Raw genomic sequence first — 18,665 nt, forward strand, 5'->3', positions numbered from 1 at the left:
CTGTAGAGCCTGTTCTTCTATTTATATACCAATCTAACTTCAAGCTGCGTGTGATATCGTGTTGTAAATTGCAGCTTGAAGTTTAATGCGTATATTCATATCAGAAAACAAACAACTTGGGCGAATTTTAAAGCCTGATCGCTCAATATCTCTCCTACCGAGAGATAGGTTATAGAAGTTGTGACAGACGATTTAAATCCGATTGGATTGCTCCCGCGGTGACATCTCGTCCCGCACCAGGCCCACGGATTACTAACGGATTATCACGATACCAGCGACTTTCTATCGCAAAAACATTATCCGCCGGCAGTAGTGAAGCCAATGGATGATCGCTACGCACCGCTTCCACCCCCACTTTTGCCTTACCACTGGCATCAAAACGAGCGACATACCGTAGCACCAGGCCCATTTCCTGTGCCGCTTCCAATCGTTGCCGCATTTGCTCATTAATGGCAGCACTGTTTTCAAAGAACTCTTCGATAGAACCGCTTCGAGCCTCTACCGGCACCAAAGATTCAACCCGTACATGATCAGGCTCTATCTCATAACCCGCTTCGCGCGCCAGAATAACCAATTTACGCATCACATCCTGACCAGAAAGGTCAATACGCGGATCAGGTTCCGTCAACCCTTGTTGCCATGCTTGCTCAACTAATTCACTGAAAGGTACAGAACCATCAAACTGCAAAAACAGCCAGGATAATGTGCCGGAAAAAACGCCACTGATGGACAGAATAGTATCACCGCTCTCCCGCAGATCCCTGACGGAATAATTAATCGGCAGCCCTGCACCTACTGTGGCGTTGTATAACCAATGGCGCCCCGTTTTTGCAAAGGCATCGCGGATCATACGATAGGTATTACTGTCGGAAGAACCGGCGACTTTGTTGGCACTGATAACGTGGAATCCATAACTGGCAAAATAGATATACTCTTTGGCCAATTCTTCACTTGCCGTGACATCCAGTACAACCAAGTCATCATAAGGATGTGCCCGCATCCATAAAAACAGAGTATCTTCTTCATGTTCAGTTGCCTCATCATCAAAGAAGGCCAATGCCCGACTGGCATCAATGCCCTGATAATTCAACAAACTCCGCCGACTATCGACGACACCCGCGAGAATAAATTCAAATCCACTGCGAGCAGAAATGTTCTTCTGTTCACGGGCAAACAGCTCCAGCCAACGAGAACCAATATTCCCTTTACCAAACAACACCAAACCGATACGTTTCTCTGCCCTAAACAGGCTTTGGTGCAATCCCTGAATTAAATGTGATGTCTGATTCAAACGCAGTACAGCAACCAAACTAATGTCATCTTCTGCATGCCAGATAAATTCAACTGGCTGATCTTTTAATTGTTGATAAAAACGATGGCTATGCAGTGGATTCTTGCATACACCCGCCCCCACTAATGCCACCAGCGCTAAACCTTCACGCAAAGAAAGTTTGCCGGGTAAGGAAGCATCCTGCAAAACATCAAGGGCGCTATTGACAATCTCAGAGGTATAGCAAAGTTGGATCAGGTTGCAATCTGCGTGTAGCCCTGTTGCCAATGGCCGGATTTGGGCGCGTTTCAACAAAGAATCAATGTCTTTATAGATTTGCTTGAAATCGTGGGCTGAAGAAACATGCAATTCAATCAGGCAGACATCATCATGGCTGGTGACAATTTTTGCCCCTGTCCCCGTTGCCAGTACCCGTTCAATCCGGGTGGAACCCTGTTCAGGCTGGTAACTGCAACGCAGTTGTAGATCAATATCGCTGAGAGAAACCGGCTGCAATGTTCGGGTATGGAGAACAGGCGCGGCCAAACGTGCCAATTCACTGGCTTCGTCCAAACGCAGCAACGGCAACAAACAGGCATCTTTAACTTTACGCGGATCGGCACTGTAAACTCCCGCTACGTCACTCCAAATTGTGACTTTTTTGGCTCCCGCCAAAGCGCCAACTTGGGTAGCAGAATAGTCGCTGCCATTGCGCCCCAATAATACCGTTTCCCCTTTCTGGTTACTGGAAATAAAGCCGGTAACCACTAAACGCTTATTGGGGTTTTGGATCAGTAATTGGCTAAGCAGAGGTTGAGATAAACTGACATCAACTTGCGGCTGAGCAATGCGCTCTGCCCGCAGGAATTGACGCGCATCCAGCCATGCGCTAGGGATACCCTGATTTTCCAGCACTGCCGCCATTAAACGTGCAGACCAGATTTCCCCGTGACCGACAACTTCGGCGTATGTCATATCGGTGACAGGCTTATCCAACAATACGCTCAATCTTTCCAGATCAGCGACAAACATTGCATTTAGTTCTTCTGCAACTGTTTCGGGCAACAAGCCACGGATCAATTCTTGCTGGTAACGCCGCAAAGACTGCTGTATTTGATGGGCTGATATCCGGTCACTCTGGCTCAATTTAAGCCAATCAATCAATTGGTTGGTTGTACTCCCTGCGGCCGATACCACCATCAAATCACCTGGCAGGCTGTAGTTCGCCATAATTTCAGCAACCCGCTGATAACATTTCACATCAGCCAGGCTGCTACCACCAAATTTATGTAACTGACGGCCAGATCCCGTCCCCGCTGTTGCCCTTGTACTCATGATTACCTCGTTGCCGCTGCCTGAAACGCATTGTCCAGATCAGCAATTAAATCCTGACTATCTTCAATTCCCACAGAGACACGAAGAAGCGAATCCGTAATCCCTGCCTGAGTCCTTGCTTCTGCCGACATTCCCGCGTGTGTCATCGTCGCGGTATGAGAAATCAACGATTCCACACCACCGAGAGATTCAGCCAAGGTAAATAATTTTAACGCAGATAAGAAACGACGCATGGCCTGTTCATCACCATCCAGTTCGAAACTTAGCATCGCCCCAAAACCTTGCTGTTGCTTAACGGCAATTTCATGCCCTGGATGGTTCTTCAACGCAGGATAGAAGAGCTTTTTCACTTGGGGCTGTTGTTGCAAATAATCCGCAATGGCAACAGCATTGTTTTGTTGGAGCAGCACGCGGGCAGATAATGTACGAATGCCGCGCAGTAGCAGATAACTGTCAAAGGCCGCAGCCGTTACGCCAATATTGTTTGCCCACCAAGCTAACTCTTCCGCGATGGATGGCTCCTTAGCGATAATTGCTCCCGCAATCAGATCAGAATGTCCATTCAAATATTTCGTGCAAGAATGCACGACTAAATCTGCCCCCAAATCCAATGGCTTTTGCAGTACAGGGCTTAAGAAAGTGTTATCGACCACAGCCAATGCCCCAATTTCATGGGCCAAGCCACAAATGTATTGAATATCTACGATCCGCAACAAAGGGTTACTCGGTGTTTCAATTAGCACCAGTTTGGGTTTTTTAGCCAACGCCTGTTTCAACGCTTGTTCATTTGACTGATCAACAAAAATCACATTGTATGCGCCACGCTTGCTTAGACTGTCAAACAGGCGGTAACTCCCACCATAACAATCATGCGGAGCCACCAATAAATCCCCTGGTTTCAGAAATACGGTACAGAGCAGATGAATCGCTGACATGCCACTGCTAGTCATGATTGCGCCCGCGCCTCCTTCCAGCTCGGCCAACACCTGTTGGACAACATCACGACCAGGATTGCCACGGCGCGAGTAATCATGCGCCCTGGGCTGATTGAAACCCGTAAAGTTGTATGTACTGGAAAGATAGATAGGCGGAACAACACAACCATATTGTTCATCAACATTTGAACCACTGTGAACCGCAATTGTCGCTTGCTTACATCCCATAACCTTTCACCATCATCGTTATTATTAGCGTCACGCAAGAATAACGATTGGAAAGATAGACGTCAATACATCTAGACATCCAAATTATTTTGCGGTTTAATACCACAATTCCATGGCTGTCATTACACTTTATATGTCTTCTGGTTATATTTTATAAATTAGTGCGGGTAGGGCGATATAGTCGACAGGCTAATTATGTTAGACTATTGCATTATCGACATGAAAACAGATCAGAAATTCCTTCCAATTTCTAATCTCAATTACTTGATTCAAAAATTATTTAAGGTATCTCATGGCTGAGTGGAATGGTGAGTATGTCAGCCCTTATGCTGAACATGGCAAAAAAAGTGAACAGGTCAAAAAAATTACAGTTTCAATCCCACTAAAGGTATTGAAAATTCTGACTGATGAGCGCACTCGCCGTCAGGTGAATAATCTGCGTCATGCAACAAACAGCGAATTACTGTGTGAAGCTTTTCTCCATGCATTCACCGGACAGCCTCTGCCTAATGATAACGATTTGCGCAAAGAACGCCATGATGAAATCCCGGAAGTAGCGAAAACCATGATGCGTGAACGAGGCATTGATCCTGATACATGGGAATATTGATAACAAAAACGCCCGATGCAAAACATCGGGCGTTTTTGTTTGAACTCTCCGGCCTGTATGAACAACAGACAGGAAAAAGTCATTACTTTTTAGTACCTGGAACGCTGAAACGTTTGTTAAAGCGATCAACACGACCACCAGTCGCAACATCACGCTGCTTACCAGTGTAGAACGGGTGGCATTCACCACAGACGTCCAGGTTCAGATTATGACCTACAGTAGAGTTAATTTTGATGACATTACCGCAAGAGCAAGTTGCAGTAATTGCTTCGTATTTAGGATGGATACCTTGTTTCATGGGAAACCTCTGTTCAGGCCGTGTCGCTATCCAGCCTTGTTTTGCTGCCAGACACCACACGTCGTGTTGATAAAAAATATGTATCGGTAATTTCTATACCAAAGGCGGCGGATCATACAGAATATCTGTTTATTGCGCAATGAAATCTGCCGATTTGCTATGATACCCTTATCGCTATATGTTCTTTTATACGTTCTTTCATCTGGTCATTAATTATCCGGAAATCGCCTTATGACAGTTGTCCAGGTTGCATTGCCTGTCCCCCTAACCCGCACATTTGATTATCTACTGCCTACAGCGTTACCTTTACCCACTATTGGAGTTCGAGTACTCGTGCCTTTTGGTAAACGTAATGCGATAGGTATTGTCACTGGTATCACAGACAGCAGCGAACTTCCTCTTGAACAACTCAAGTCTATTGCTACTATTCTTGATAACCAACCCCTTTTTCCTAACGATCTCTGGCAATTGCTTCAGTGGGCCGCCAGCTATTATCACTATCCGCTGGGTGAAGTGTTGTTCCATGCTTTGCCTGTCTTGCTACGACAGGGAAAACCAGCAGAATTTTCCCCTCTCTGGCAATGGCAAGTTACTGAAGCAGGCCGCGAACTCCCGCTTACACAACTCAAGCGCTCCGCTAAGCAACAAAAGGCGTTGGCCGCTTTGCGCCAACGTCCTGTTTATCGTCACCAAGTCGCTGAATTGGCGTTAAGTGAAAGCGCACTGCAATCACTGAAAAAGAAATCACTGATTGCCCTGCATCCCATCCAACCAAAAGCGGAAAATTGGCGTGAGCATTTTAAAACTATTGGCGAACGGTTAAAGCTCAACACAGAACAAGCTACCGCGATAGGCGCCATCCGTGCAGAAGATCAAACCTTTTCTCCGTGGCTACTAGCGGGGATCACGGGATCGGGTAAAACAGAAGTGTATCTCAGTATACTGGAGAACATTCTTGCACAAGGTAAACAGGCCCTCATTTTAGTGCCAGAAATTGGCTTGACGCCACAAACTATCCGCCGGTTCCGGGAACGTTTCAACGCTCCCATTGATGTTCTGCATTCAGCCTTGAATGACAGTGAACGGTTAACAGTTTGGCTGAGAGCGAAAAGAGGGGAAAATGCCATCGTTATCGGTACACGCTCAGCTTTGTTTACCCCCTTTGCTCATCTGGGTGTCATTATTATTGATGAAGAACATGACAGTTCTTACAAACAGCAAGAAGGCTGGCGCTATCATGCTCGCGATCTGGCGGTATTCCGGGCGAAAAAAGAGGGGATTCCGATTATTATGGGTTCTGCCACCCCGGCACTGGAAACACTATATAATGTACAACAGGGGAAATATCGCCAACTCACCTTAACTCAACGGGCAGGCCACGCCCAAGTAGCCACTCAGCATTTATTAGATCTGAAAGGCTTGCCATTGACGGTTGGATTATCCCAACCACTCATCAATCGCATAGGTGAACATCTCAAAGCTGACAATCAGGTCATTCTATTTCTGAACCGTCGTGGTTATTCTCCTGCCCTGCTCTGCCACGAATGCGGCTGGATAGCAGAGTGCCAACGCTGTGATCACTATTACACCCTACATCAAAATCATCGCCACCTGCGTTGCCATCACTGTGACAGCCAGCGCCCAATCCCACGCCAATGCCCGCAATGTGGCACCACTAACTTAATTCCCGTTGGCTTAGGCACTGAGCAACTTGAAGATGGCATTACAAAACTGTTTCCCAATACCCCGGTTACTCGTATCGACCGTGATACCACCAGCCGCAAAGGTGCACTGGAACAGCAACTAGCCGAAGTCCATCAAGGTGGAGCCCGCATCTTGATTGGTACGCAAATGTTGGCGAAAGGTCACCATTTCCCTGATGTTACGCTGGTTGCCTTACTGGATGTCGATGGTGCCCTGTTTTCTGCTGATTTTCGAGCCGCCGAACGTTTTGCCCAACTCTATACCCAAGTCTCCGGTCGGGCAGGACGAGCCGGAAAGCAGGGAGAAGTTGTCCTGCAAACCCACCATCCTGAGCATCCACTTTTGCAAATATTGTTGGAGAAAGGCTACGATGCCTTTGCCCAGCAAGCGATGGAAGAGCGTCAACAAGTTCATTTGCCACCTTTTGTGAGCCATATCCTGCTCCGCGCAGAAGATCACGACAACCAACAAGCCCCCGCATTTTTGCAGCAAATGCGTCAACTGTTTGAACATCATTCACAACCTGATAATCATTTATGGATCATGGGGCCAGTACCCGCATTACAGGCTAAACGTGGCGGTCGTTATCGTTGGCAGTTGATGATTCAACACCCTTCCCGCATTTTTCTCCAGAAAATGATGGCCAGAATTAATCCCCAAATCACTACACTGCCACAAGCACGTAAAGTGAAATGGAACATTGATGTTGATCCCACCGAAAATTGATAATTATTTCTTTAATTTGCGAAGCACTTCTAAGAAATGATTTATCTCACACTTTTTATGCAAACAAAGTAACAGATGGATCTGTTAATCAGCTTAAAATGAACTTATTAATATAACTGTAGAAAATAATTTGCCAGCACTCCCTTCTCAGGAAAGACTGGCGTTTTTCAGCAGCTGGATAGCAACCGATTAGCTGCCTATGGAAAGCGAGAAGTGAACTATGGAAAAAAAGCATTACGCGTTAGTAACTATGAAGGATGTTGCCAAGGTGGCTGGTGTTTCTACCGCGACTGTATCAAGAACACTAATGAATCCTGACAAGGTTTCTGCCCATACACGCCAGAAGGTTGAGAATGCAGTGTTGGAGGTGGGTTACTATCCCCACACCCTGGCCAAAAATTTACGACGTAATGAATCCAGAACCATCTTAGTACTTGTTCCCAATATCTGTGATCCTTTCTTTACTGAAGTTATTCGGGGCATTGAAGAAACCGCCACTGAACATGGTTATTTGGTTCTGATTGGTGATCACAAACATCAACAGCAACAAGAACATGCATTTATCAATTTTCTGATCACCAAACGCATTGATGGTATGGTGCTATTGGGTTCCAACATTCCTTTCGATGTTTCTAAAGAAGAACAGAAAAATCTGCCTCCCATGGTGATGGCCAATGAATTCGCACCAGAACTGGAACTCCCCACTGTCCATATTGACAACCTGACAGCCGCCTTTAATGCTACCCATCATTTGCAAGATCTGGGACACAAACGCATTGCCTGCATTACCGGGCCGGAAACCATGCCATTGTGCCACTATCGTTTACAAGGTTACATCCAGGCATTACGGCGTGCAGGAGAAGAAATTCGCGAAGAATATATTATCCGTGGTGATTTCACCCATAAAAGTGGGGCTACACTGGCAGAAACCTTGCTTAACCTGCCAGAGCCTCCAAGCGCTATTTTTTGCCATAGTGATATCATGGCAATGGGCGCAATGTGGCAAGCTAAAAAAATGGGATTAAAATTACCAGAAGATCTCTCTATTGTCGGTTTCGATAATTTAAACTTGGCTCAATACTGTGAGCCAGCCCTAACTACAGTAGAACATCCCCGTTATGAGATTGGGTATAATTCCATTTTATTATTACTGGAGCAGCTTCAAGGCCGTTTGGTTTCTAAAGGTTCAAGATTATTGGAGGCAGAATTGATCATCCGTGCAAGTACTTGTTCGCCTAAAAGCTAGGCAAATAACAACAGCTTAAGTAACATTAGTTACCTATCCTTTAATTTTTAAATAACTCAGTGAATTAAACAGTGGCACAACGAGATTATGTAAGTCGCGGGCGTAACAATCCCCGTCGGAAAAGTACTGGTAAGAAAAAAAATCAGTCTCAAGGATTACCCAAAACTACATTAGCCGTTGCTGTGGCCTTGGTGGTCATATTTATTGGTGGACTTTATTTCATCGTACACAATAAACAGGAAGAAAATAAGCAGGAAGAAAGTACACAAAATACCTCACAGCCCCATCATCAAAACAAGGGGCACGGCTTGCCACCAAAACCAGAAGAGCGCTGGAGTTACATCAAGGAATTGGAAAATCGTCCTGTTAATGAATCTTCCATCCAGGAAGGCGATACAACAGTAAACAAACCACTAAACCAGCCTCCTCAATTAACCCCTGAGCAGAAACAGCTACTCGAACAAATACAAGCGGATATGCGCCAACCGCCTATTTCATTGAAAGAAGTGCCCTATAACAGTGAAGCAGTTGCACGTTCACAAGTGTTGATCAGCCCTCCTCAACAACATACTGAACAACATTCACCAGAACAAAAGCCAGCCAACGTGCCGGAAAAAAGGTCTTCCGCTTCTTCCCAAACCAGCACAAAGCCTGAAGCCAATGAGGCAAAATTGATGCTACAATGCGGCTCTTTCCGCACAATGGAACAGGCGGAATCTGTCCGTGCCAGCCTTGCATTCGCAGGCATTGAGAGTCAAATTACCACGAAAGATAATTGGAACCGTGTTGTACTTGGCCCTTATAAAAATAAAGCCAGTGCTGTGAAAATGCGCGAACGTGTTGCAGGTGCTGGTGTACCTGGTTGTATTCTCCGCCCTACCGGGGGTTGAAAAAGCGGAAAGCTCCCCCATCTTACTCTCTAATAATATACACATGGTGCTTATCAGCAGTGCACAAGCAATTGTGGGATAGCAAATTAATGCTCCGTGTGTACCATCTTCTATTTTGTAACCAGGGGCTAACTCGTGACTACAATCGTAAGTGTTCGCCGTAATGGCAAAGTCGTCATCGGTGGTGATGGACAAGCAACAATGGGTCATACCGTTATGAAAGGCAATGTCCGCAAAGTACGCCGCCTTTACAATGACAAAGTCATCGCGGGTTTTGCCGGCGGTACTGCTGATGCTTTCACACTGTTCGAGCTGTTTGAACGGAAACTCGAAATGCATCAAGGACACCTAACCAAAGCAGCCGTGGAACTAGCCAAAGACTGGCGAACGGATCGCATGTTGCGCAAGCTGGAAGCCCTGCTTGCTGTCGCAGATGAAAATACTTCGCTGATCATTACAGGCAATGGTGATGTTATTCAGCCAGAGAATGACCTTATCGCCATTGGTTCCGGTGGATCATACGCACAGGCTGCTGCCCGTGCGATGTTGGAAACAACCGAACTCGGCGCCAGAGAAATCGCAGAACGCGCTTTAACTATCGCTGGCGATATCTGCATCTACACCAACCATAATCACAACTTCGAAGAACTGCCTTCGAAAGCGTAAGGATAGATAGTATGTCTGAAATGACTCCTCGCGAAATTGTCAGCGAACTAAACAATCATATTATCGGTCAGGACAAAGCAAAACGTGCCGTTGCTATTGCCCTGCGTAACCGCTGGCGTCGCATGCAGTTAGATGAATCACTGCGTTATGAAGTCACGCCAAAAAATATTTTGATGATAGGCCCAACCGGTGTCGGTAAAACCGAAATTGCCCGTCGTCTGGCAAAACTGGCCAATGCTCCCTTTATCAAGGTTGAAGCAACTAAGTTCACCGAAGTGGGTTATGTCGGTAAAGAAGTCGATTCCATTATTCGTGATCTCACTGATGTAGCGGTAAAAATAGTCCGTCTGCAATCCATTGAGAAAAACCGCTATCGTGCAGAAGAGTTAGCAGAAGAGCGTATTTTGGATGTCCTGCTACCACCAGCAAAAAATAACTGGGGACAGACTGAGACTCAAGCTGAGCCGTCTTCAACTCGTCAAGCATTCCGCAAGAAATTGCGTGAGGGCCAGTTAGACGATAAAGAAATTGAAATTGAAGTTTCAGCCGCCCCAGTTGGTGTTGAAATCATGGCACCTCCGGGCATGGAAGAAATGACGAATCAGTTACAATCCATGTTCCAAAATCTGGCAGGCCAGCGTCAAAAAAATCGTAAGATGAAAATCAAAGACGCCTTCAAGTTGCTGGTCGAAGAAGAAGCGGCAAAACTGGTCAATCCTGAAGAACTGAAACAGCAGGCAATTGATGCAGTTGAACAACACGGCATCGTTTTCATTGATGAGATCGATAAGATTTGTAAACGCGGCCAAACTTCCGGTCCAGATGTTTCCCGCGAAGGTGTTCAGCGCGATCTGCTGCCACTTGTCGAAGGCTGCACCGTTTCCACTAAACACGGCATGGTCAAAACTGATCACATTCTGTTTATCGCTTCCGGTGCATTCCAGGTTGCCAGCCCTTCTGATCTGATCCCAGAACTTCAAGGTCGCTTGCCAATCCGTGTTGAATTGCAAGCCCTGACCACCGAAGACTTTGAACGAATCCTGACTGAACCTAATGCTTCGCTGACCGAACAGTACAAAGCCCTGATGGCAACGGAAGGCATGGGTATTGAATTCACGGCTGACGGTATCCGTAAAATTGCGGAAGCAGCATGGCAAGTTAATGAAACGACTGAAAACATCGGTGCCCGTCGTTTGCACACCGTGCTTGAACGTATGATGGAAGATATCTCTTTCGACGCCAGCGAACGTCAAGGACAAACTGTCGAAATCAATGCCGATTATGTCAAAGAACACTTGGACGAATTGGTTGCAGATGAAGATTTGAGTCGGTTTATTTTATAATCAGTCATATTATCAGTTTGATTAGAGCCAATAATTCTTCGTACTGAGACAAAATGGGGGGCTTTTAGCCTCCCATTTTGCTATTTTCGATGGTATAAAATTTATTTCATCAATCATAATGACAAACAGTGACAATATGAGCTCAACAACGTCTATCAGTCAGATGCAAGCATGGCTGGAAAGTTTACGCCCCAAAACGCTCCCGCTGGCCGTTGCTGCCGTCATAACGGGTTCAGCCCTTGCGTCATGGACCGGACATTTCAAATGGCCTGTCGCGTTACTGGCTTTATTAACTGCGGCCCTACTGCAAATTCTTTCTAATCTCGCTAACGATTATGGTGACGTCACCAAAGGCAGTGACACAGAACATCGCATTGGCCCAAGTCGTGGTATGCAAAAAGGCCTGATTACCGCAAAGCAGATGAAAAATGCCTTGAAGCTCACTGTACTACTCTCTTGTTTATCAGGAAGTTCCCTGATTGCTATAGCTTGTAATAACCCAAACGACATAATCGGATTCTTGATCCTAGGGTTACTGGCGATTGTCGCCGCTATCACTTATACAGTGGGTACGCGTCCTTATGGCTATCTGGGGTTGGGAGACATTTCTGTCCTGATTTTCTTTGGCTATTTAAGCGTTCTTGGAACCTACTATCTGCAAGCCAGTACTTTTTCCATAAGCACCGTTTTGCCCGCAACTGCCAGTGGCTTACTTTCCGTGGCAGTCTTGAACATTAATAACTTACGCGATATCGACAGTGATCGCCAAAACGGCAAAAATACGCTGGCTGTCCGGCTGGGAGGAAAAAAGGCTCGCTATTACCATGCAGCCATTCTGCTAACTGCGATGCTCTGCTTTGTTTTCTTCACGCTCCTATACCTGAATAATTGGTTTAGTTGGTTGTTCCTGCTTGCTTTTCCCCTGCTGTTAAAACATATGATGCAAGTGCTACGTGATCCAACCGCTGAAGGTATGCGCCCTAAATTAGTACAAATGGTCAAAGCGGCATTATTGACCAATATTCTGTTTTCTATTGGATTGGTACTGAATTAAGCGAGTAAGAATCGATTTTACACATAGGTTTCAAGATTGATGGTTTTGCCAACACTGACTTTAAAAGGATATACTGTCCGTTCCTTGCATAAACCAGACGTAAATCCCATGAAATATGATACTTCCGAACTTTGTGATATCTATCAAGAAGATATAAATGTGGTAGAGCCAATCTTTACCAACTTTGGTGGGCGTACTTCATTTGGTGGTCAGATCATCACAGTGAAATGTTTTGAGGACAATGGCCTTCTTTATGATTTGCTTGAAGAAAACGGACAAGGTCGCATTTTGCTCGTTGATGGTGGTGGATCAGTACGCAAGGCACTCGTTGATGCTGAAGTGGCTCAGCTCGCCGTCAATAATGATTGGGAAGGCATTGTCGTCTATGGCGCAGTGCGTCAGGTCGATTATCTCGCGGAACTTGATATTGGAATTCAGGCAATGGCTGCCATTCCTGCTGGCTCCAATAGCGAAGGGGTGGGAGAAAGTGATATCAGGGTGAATTTTGGTGGCGTCACATTCTTCTCTGGTGACTATCTCTACGCAGATAATACCGGCATTGTCTTATCCGATTTCCCTCTGGAAATTGATGAAGAGCTAAATTAAAGGGAATATAAAAAGGGCGCAATTATCGCCCTTTTTCAGCTAAGCCATTAGATACCCTATTGTACATCTTCCATCTTACCCAACAAAGTGCGTAAGCGCTCTTGCCATGCAGATTGTTCTTGTTTGAGCTGCTCATTTTCACGTGCCAGAGAATCACGACTGTCTGTTATATTCTGGACATCCTGAGATAAGACGGCATTCTTTTCTTTTAATTCTTCAATTTCCATTTGCAGCAAAGTGATGGTATCAATCGCCTGCTGAACTTTAGATTCTAGCTTCTCAAAAACTTCAAATGACATTCTAAGGCCCCTCTTGTAAGCAATGTTATTGATTGTATTTAGCCTATTAACATCTGTCTAGTTTCATCCTAGCAATGTGCGGCATAACGCGAAATATCGTGACCAAACCCAAATGTCTGTAAGATCACATTTCCAAGTTCAATAAAACTGTAAATAAATGCGAATTCGCTCATTTTGTTGACGCAACACGCATATTTCAATTTCGCTATTTCTCGTTTACGCGCATTAACGATAAATTCACAGGCATCTTTTTCTTAACACATAAGAAATGACTAATAATTAATCTCTTCCCTGTACTTTTTTATAGGATATAGAAATGAGCCAGACCACAACTCCAACATTATCAGGTCAATGTATTTCCGAATTTCTCGGTACTGCATTGCTCGTTTTTTTTGGCTTAGGCTGTGTTGCTGCTGCCCGAATTGCCGGAGCACAACTGGGCTTATGGGAAATCAGCATTATCTGGGGCTTTGGTGTTGCCCTGGCAGTCTACCTTACTGCCGGAATATCAGGCGCACATCTTAACCCCGCAGTGACTATCGCATTATGCCTATTTGCCAACTTTGACAGAAAAAAGGTGCTGCCTTATATCATTGCCCAAATGCTCGGTGGCTTTGTCGCAGCACTCATTATCTACATGATGTATTACAATCTGTTCCTCGATTATGAGCAAGTTCACAACATCGTTCGAGGCTCGCAGGAAAGCCTCTTTACTGCGGGGGTTTTCTCCACTTACCCAGCTGCCCAGATCTCCGTGTTTCATGCGTTTATCGTTGAAGTTATTATTGCGGCCGTTCTGTTATGCCTGATCCTGTCCCTGACAGATGATGGTAATGGCATCCCACGTGGACCTTTAGCTCCCCTGTTAATCGGGATTCTTATTGCAGTTATCGGTGGCTCGTTTGGCCCACTGACCGGCTTTGCCCTGAATCCAGCTCGTGATTTCGGCCCCAAATTAGTTGCTTACTTGACCGGCTGGGGAGACATTGCCCTGACCGGAGGCCGAGATATTCCTTATTGCCTTGTTCCGTTGGTAGCTCCTATCGTTGGCGCGATTTTAGGTGCTTTTGGCTACCGTAAACTGATTACTCGCCATTTACCACGCGAGATTTAAATACATAAAACCAGGTTATAGTTATGACAACAGAAAATACTACAGAAAAAAAATATATTGTTGCTCTGGATCAGGGCACGACCAGTTCACGCGCCGTTGTACTTGATCACGATGCCAATATTGTCTGCATCTCACAGCGTGAATTCCCACAAATCTATCCCAAGCCTGGCTGGGTGGAACACGATCCAATGGAAATCTGGGCAAGCCAAAGCTCTACCTTAGTTGAAGTCTTGGCAAAAGCCGATATTCACTCTGATGAAATTGCCAGCATTGGTATTACAAACCAACGAGAAACAACCATCATCTGGGAAAAAGAAACCGGTAAACCGATTTATAACGCGATTGTATGGCAATGTCGCCGGACAGCAGATATTTGCACCAAACTGAAACAAAAAGAGGGGCTGGAAGAATACATCCGCCATAATACAGGTTTGGTGCTTGACCCTTACTTCTCAGGTACGAAAATAAAATGGATTTTGGACAACATTGAAGGCGCCCGTCAGCGTGCTGAAAACGGTGAACTTTTATTCGGTACAGTCGACACATGGCTGGTCTGGAAAATGACTCAGGGGCGCGTACATGTGACCGATTACACTAATGCCTCCCGTACCATGCTATTTAATATCCATAATCTGGAATGGGATCAAAAAATCCTTGAAGAGTTAGGCATACCTCGCGTGATGCTGCCTAAAGTGGCCGCATCCTCGGAGATCTATGGCCAAACCAATATCGGCGGTAAAGGCGGCACTCGTATTCCTATCGCGGGTATCGCAGGCGACCAACAAGCCGCTTTATACGGGCAACTGTGTGTAAGCCCCGGAATGGCAAAAAATACTTACGGCACAGGCTGCTTCCTGCTCATGAACACCGGCAAAGACGCAGTACGCTCCAACCATGGCCTGTTAACAACTGTTTGTTGTGGCCCACGCGGTGAAGTTAATTATGCACTGGAAGGTGCCGTCTTTGTTGGTGGCGCATCCATTCAATGGTTGCGTGATGAACTGAAACTCATTGCAGATGCCGCAGATTCAGAATACTTCGCGACCAAGGTCAAAGACAGCAACGGTGTTTATGTTGTTCCTGCTTTTACTGGCCTTGGCGCACCATATTGGGATCCTTACGCCCGTGGCGCTATTTTTGGCCTGACCCGCGGCGCCAATAGCAACCACATTATTCGTGCTACATTAGAATCCATTGCTTACCAAACCCGCGATGTTTTGGACGCTATGCAAGCTGATGCGGGTACTCGCCTGCAAGCCCTGCGCGTCGATGGCGGTGCTGTCGCCAACAACTTCCTGATGCAATTCCAGTCCGATATTCTTGGCACTCGGGTAGAGCGCCCTGAAGTGCGTGAGAGCACAGCTTTAGGCGCAGCTTTCCTTGCAGGTTTAGCCGTTGGTTTCTGGCGAGATTTGGATGAAGTGAAAAGTAAGGCGGTAGTCGAAAAAGAATTCCGTCCAAGTATCGAAACGACTGAACGCAACCATAAATACAATGGCTGGAAAAAAGCCGTCGCCCGCGCCCAAGAATGGGAAGATCGTGCCTAACCGCAAGATATTGAGCAAGTGAGATAAAGGCTTTGGCATCTAAGATTGTTGCCAGAGCTTTTTTTAAACACTATCGTTTCTACAAAGCCGTATGTTCTTGACGCTGGAACCGCTGTGAAATAGGCAGCCAACAAAATAGAATCAGCAATGACATGGAAAACATTAACATCCCAACACTAAATTGGCTATTTTGCGGTAGCATCGCCGACAGCCACGTTGCCACACCTGAACCGACATTCTGCAATCCCCCGACCAAGGCTCCTGCTGCTCCTGCCAGATAAGGGAAAGGCTCCATCGCTCCCGTCGTCGCGAGAGGGAACAACATACCAGCGCCAAAAAAGAACAATGCAGCCGGTATCAACAAGGTCCAGATATTCATGATGCCAAACCAACCAGGCAACCACATCAAGATACCCGCCAGCAAGCAACAGATCACAGAGCGCCACATGAGGCAATAAAATGTTTTCCCTTCTCGCCCAGCATACCATGCCCCAAAAAACGCCGCTGGGATTGGCAGAATAAACAAGATGCTGACTGTCAAGCTATCTAACCCCAAAACAGCTCCCATCAACACACCGCTACTGGCTTCAAAAACGGCAATTCCAGCCAAGCCACCCACTAACATAATCAGGTAAGAAACAAAAGCACGCTGCGAGAGTAATTGGTAGAAGGAAACTAACATCGTACTATGTTCAGTCCCTGTAGGACGGGTCTCCGGTAAATGCCGAGCCAGGAAGAAAGCAACGACAGCCCCTAGCATCAGTAAGAATAAGTAGCAGGAGCGCCAACCAAAATAGTGAGCAACCATTCCACCAATCATGGGAGCAGCCAGAGGGCTAACCAATATAGCCATATTCAGCAAGCTATTGGCATAACGCAACGTCATCCCAGTATATAAATCCCGCGGCATGGTACGCACCATCACACCTGCTACCCCAGTGCCCAATCCCTGTAATGCACTCGCAACCACCAATGCCAGCAAGTGTGGAGCAAACAGAGCACATATCGTCGCCCCCAGATAAATCGACATACCGACCAAAATCACAGGACGGCGCCCCACCTTGTCAGATAGCGGTCCATAAAAAAGTTGTGAAAATCCATAAGAAAACAGATATGCCGCCATTACCCGCTGAACTTCTCCCGCAGGCTTACTCAGATCACTTGCCATATCAGCAATAACTGGTACATAGATTGTTTGCGTCATCTGCCCTACAGCGGCCAAGGCAATTAACATTAACAATAAATTAAAGTGTTCTATTTTTCTCATCGCACTTTATTCAACCACTCATTACAAACAGCCATAGTGAACCCCTCAAGCCCTTAATAAAGAACCTGATGAATTAACTTCACTAGATAGATCCATTTGGTAAATCTATATTTTTTCTTTGCAGTATACAATTTTATATGAAGAAAAAATTACAGATATATCACCCATATATGTCAATAAAAATGTACATATTAGACCATGATATTGGCAAAAACCCAGTTAATCGAACTGTAACACGTAATCGATAATGCTAGATCAAGTAATCACGTAGAATCGTTACAAAAAATCATCAATTTGTGTAGAGAGGTTAATCGTAATGACAAATTGGGTTACAGGAAAAGTTACCGACATAACCAACTGGACTGATTCGCTTTTCAGCATCAAAGTTCATGCACCAATAGAAAAATTCACCGCCGGACAATTTGCAAAACTTGCCCTAAAAATTGGGGAGGAACGTATCCAACGGGCTTATTCCTACGTCAACGCTCCCGATGACAATAATCTGGAATTTTATTTGGTTACCGTTCCTGAAGGAAAACTCAGTCCTCGATTGGCTGCACTAAAAATTGGTGATGAATTGCTGGTAACAGAGCAAGCGGCGGGTTTTTTCGTTCTTGATGAAATCCCTGACTGCCAAACACTCTGGATGCTTTCCACTGGCACCGCCATTGGGCCTTACCTTTCCATCCTCCAGCAAGGAACCGCTCTGGAACGATTCGAAAATATCGTTTTGGTTCATGCCGCCAGATGGGGAGCGGATTTAAGTTATTTACCGATGATGCAAGAATTAGAGAAAAAATTTCAAGGTAAACTGAGAATACAGACCATCGTCAGCCGAGAAAAATGGCCAAATTCACTCATGGGCAGAATTCCAGCATTAATTGAAAATGGCGAATTGGAATCGGCTGTTGGTTTACCCATTCAGGCAGAAAACAGCCATGTCATGCTGTGCGGGAATCCCCAAATGGTCAGGGATACCCAGCAACTATTAAAAGAGCAGCGTAATATGGCAAAACATCTACGTCGTAAACCAGGCCATATTACCAGCGAGCAGTACTGGTAATCAGTTTCCCTTGGCAGAAATATAATCAACCGTTTCTGCCATCTCACCAAAACGATTGGCACCTTCCGTACCACGGAATACACCACAATCCAATATCATCATGACAAAAATCAGGGTTGGAACAAAACGACCAATTCCCCACTGCCATATTGGTGTCATCACGCTCCAATCAAGGGACAACAATATCCAGGCCAGTGCACATAGTAGCATCCAACCACCCCGTTTATTCCGGTCATGCAGGCGCTTCGAAAAAATTGCCGCCGTTGGATACAATAGCAAAGCAAGACCGACCGCCGCATAATTCATGGGAAGGAGATTCATTCCATGCAGTGTCAGAAGTATAAAGATCAAGGCGAAACAAATAGCCATGCCGATCCAAAACTCCCGCCTTCCAATTCGGCCTTTGAATGAAAATCCCCATTGTTGTAATGTCATGTACTCTTTTCCAATTGTGGATGCTGTTT

General features: G+C 45.7%; 17 protein-coding genes. 11 read left to right on the top strand and 6 right to left on the bottom strand.

Going from position 1 to position 18,665, the window contains the following annotated elements; genetic code table 11:
• Nucleotides 1–169 precede the first annotated feature (169 nt).
• Together AAC853_RS04185 and metB are read right to left on the bottom strand one after the other, a co-directional pair.
• On the bottom strand, nt 170–2,605 hold the full coding sequence (locus AAC853_RS04185) for a bifunctional aspartate kinase/homoserine dehydrogenase II (RefSeq protein WP_340613755.1): 2,436 nt from the start codon (nt 2,603–2,605) through the stop codon (nt 170–172).
• A gap of 2 nt (nt 2,606–2,607) precedes the next feature.
• On the bottom strand, nt 2,608–3,768 hold the full coding sequence (gene metB / locus AAC853_RS04190; protein ID WP_340613756.1) for a cystathionine gamma-synthase: 1,161 nt from the start codon (nt 3,766–3,768) through the stop codon (nt 2,608–2,610).
• A 292-nt stretch (nt 3,769–4,060) separates the two neighbouring features.
• On the opposite strand from metB, the gene metJ reads away from it, so the two are divergent.
• Nucleotides 4,061–4,378, top strand: a complete 318-nt coding sequence (gene metJ, locus AAC853_RS04195; RefSeq protein WP_338883758.1) for a met regulon transcriptional regulator MetJ — start codon at nt 4,061–4,063, stop codon at nt 4,376–4,378.
• An 82-nt stretch (nt 4,379–4,460) separates the two neighbouring features.
• Here the strand turns inward: metJ and rpmE are convergent, their stop codons facing one another.
• On the bottom strand, nt 4,461–4,676 hold the full coding sequence (gene rpmE / locus AAC853_RS04200) for a 50S ribosomal protein L31 (protein WP_189760010.1): 216 nt from the start codon (nt 4,674–4,676) through the stop codon (nt 4,461–4,463).
• Nucleotides 4,677–4,907: 231 nt separating this feature from the next.
• Here rpmE and priA point away from each other — a divergent pair, with 231 nt between their 5' ends.
• The 7 genes from priA (at nt 4,908) to rraA (ending at nt 12,911) form a co-directional block, all read left to right on the top strand.
• The gene (gene priA / locus AAC853_RS04205; protein WP_340613757.1) at nt 4,908–7,106 is read left to right on the top strand and encodes a primosomal protein N'; all 2,199 of its coding nucleotides are present in this window, start codon (nt 4,908–4,910) and stop codon (nt 7,104–7,106) included.
• 220 nt (nt 7,107–7,326) lie between these two features.
• Nucleotides 7,327–8,352, top strand: a complete 1,026-nt coding sequence (gene cytR / locus AAC853_RS04210) for a DNA-binding transcriptional regulator CytR (protein ID WP_340613758.1) — start codon at nt 7,327–7,329, stop codon at nt 8,350–8,352.
• 71 nt (nt 8,353–8,423) lie between these two features.
• Nucleotides 8,424–9,242: a cell division protein FtsN gene (ftsN, locus tag AAC853_RS04215; protein ID WP_338883763.1), complete on the top strand. Its 819-nt coding sequence runs from the start codon at nt 8,424–8,426 to the stop codon at nt 9,240–9,242.
• 135 nt (nt 9,243–9,377) lie between these two features.
• A complete protein-coding gene (hslV, locus tag AAC853_RS04220; RefSeq protein WP_338883764.1) occupies nt 9,378–9,908 on the top strand; it encodes an ATP-dependent protease subunit HslV in 531 nt (176 codons plus the stop codon).
• An 11-nt stretch (nt 9,909–9,919) separates the two neighbouring features.
• Nucleotides 9,920–11,251 (top strand): HslU--HslV peptidase ATPase subunit, encoded by a 1,332-nt coding sequence (gene hslU / locus AAC853_RS04225; RefSeq protein WP_338883766.1) that lies wholly within the window; start codon nt 9,920–9,922, stop codon nt 11,249–11,251.
• Between the two features lie 136 nt (nt 11,252–11,387).
• Entirely contained in the window at nt 11,388–12,305 is a 918-nt protein-coding gene (locus tag AAC853_RS04230; protein WP_338883768.1) for a 1,4-dihydroxy-2-naphthoate polyprenyltransferase, read from the top strand.
• Between the two features lie 108 nt (nt 12,306–12,413).
• Nucleotides 12,414–12,911, top strand: a complete 498-nt coding sequence (rraA, locus tag AAC853_RS04235) for a ribonuclease E activity regulator RraA (protein WP_338883769.1) — start codon at nt 12,414–12,416, stop codon at nt 12,909–12,911.
• Nucleotides 12,912–12,967: 56 nt separating this feature from the next.
• On the opposite strand, the gene zapB is transcribed toward rraA, so the two are convergent.
• Nucleotides 12,968–13,210: a cell division protein ZapB gene (gene zapB / locus AAC853_RS04240; RefSeq protein WP_074019086.1), complete on the bottom strand. Its 243-nt coding sequence runs from the start codon at nt 13,208–13,210 to the stop codon at nt 12,968–12,970.
• A gap of 316 nt (nt 13,211–13,526) precedes the next feature.
• On the opposite strand from zapB, the gene AAC853_RS04245 reads away from it, so the two are divergent.
• Both AAC853_RS04245 and glpK read left to right on the top strand, forming a co-directional pair.
• Nucleotides 13,527–14,324 (top strand): MIP/aquaporin family protein, encoded by a 798-nt coding sequence (locus AAC853_RS04245; protein WP_189760055.1) that lies wholly within the window; start codon nt 13,527–13,529, stop codon nt 14,322–14,324.
• Between the two features lie 23 nt (nt 14,325–14,347).
• Entirely contained in the window at nt 14,348–15,871 is a 1,524-nt protein-coding gene (gene glpK / locus AAC853_RS04250) for a glycerol kinase GlpK (RefSeq protein WP_340613759.1), read from the top strand.
• Between the two features lie 79 nt (nt 15,872–15,950).
• Here glpK and emrD read toward each other — a convergent pair whose 3' ends face one another.
• Nucleotides 15,951–17,138 carry a multidrug efflux MFS transporter EmrD gene (gene emrD, locus AAC853_RS04255; protein ID WP_340613760.1) on the bottom strand — a complete coding sequence of 396 codons (1,188 nt, stop codon included), beginning with the start codon at nt 17,136–17,138 and terminating at the stop codon, nt 15,951–15,953.
• 316 nt (nt 17,139–17,454) lie between these two features.
• On the opposite strand from emrD, the gene fpr reads away from it, so the two are divergent.
• Entirely contained in the window at nt 17,455–18,201 is a 747-nt protein-coding gene (gene fpr, locus AAC853_RS04260; RefSeq protein WP_338883788.1) for a ferredoxin--NADP(+) reductase, read from the top strand.
• Here the strand turns inward: fpr and AAC853_RS04265 are convergent, their stop codons facing one another.
• Nucleotides 18,202–18,636, bottom strand: coding sequence for a DUF805 domain-containing protein (locus AAC853_RS04265; RefSeq protein ID WP_340613761.1), 435 nt, complete (start codon nt 18,634–18,636; stop codon nt 18,202–18,204).
• Nucleotides 18,637–18,665 lie beyond the last annotated feature (29 nt).

This window comes from Xenorhabdus thailandensis (assembly GCF_037996785.1).
Taxonomy (GTDB): domain Bacteria; phylum Pseudomonadota; class Gammaproteobacteria; order Enterobacterales; family Enterobacteriaceae; genus Xenorhabdus; species Xenorhabdus griffiniae.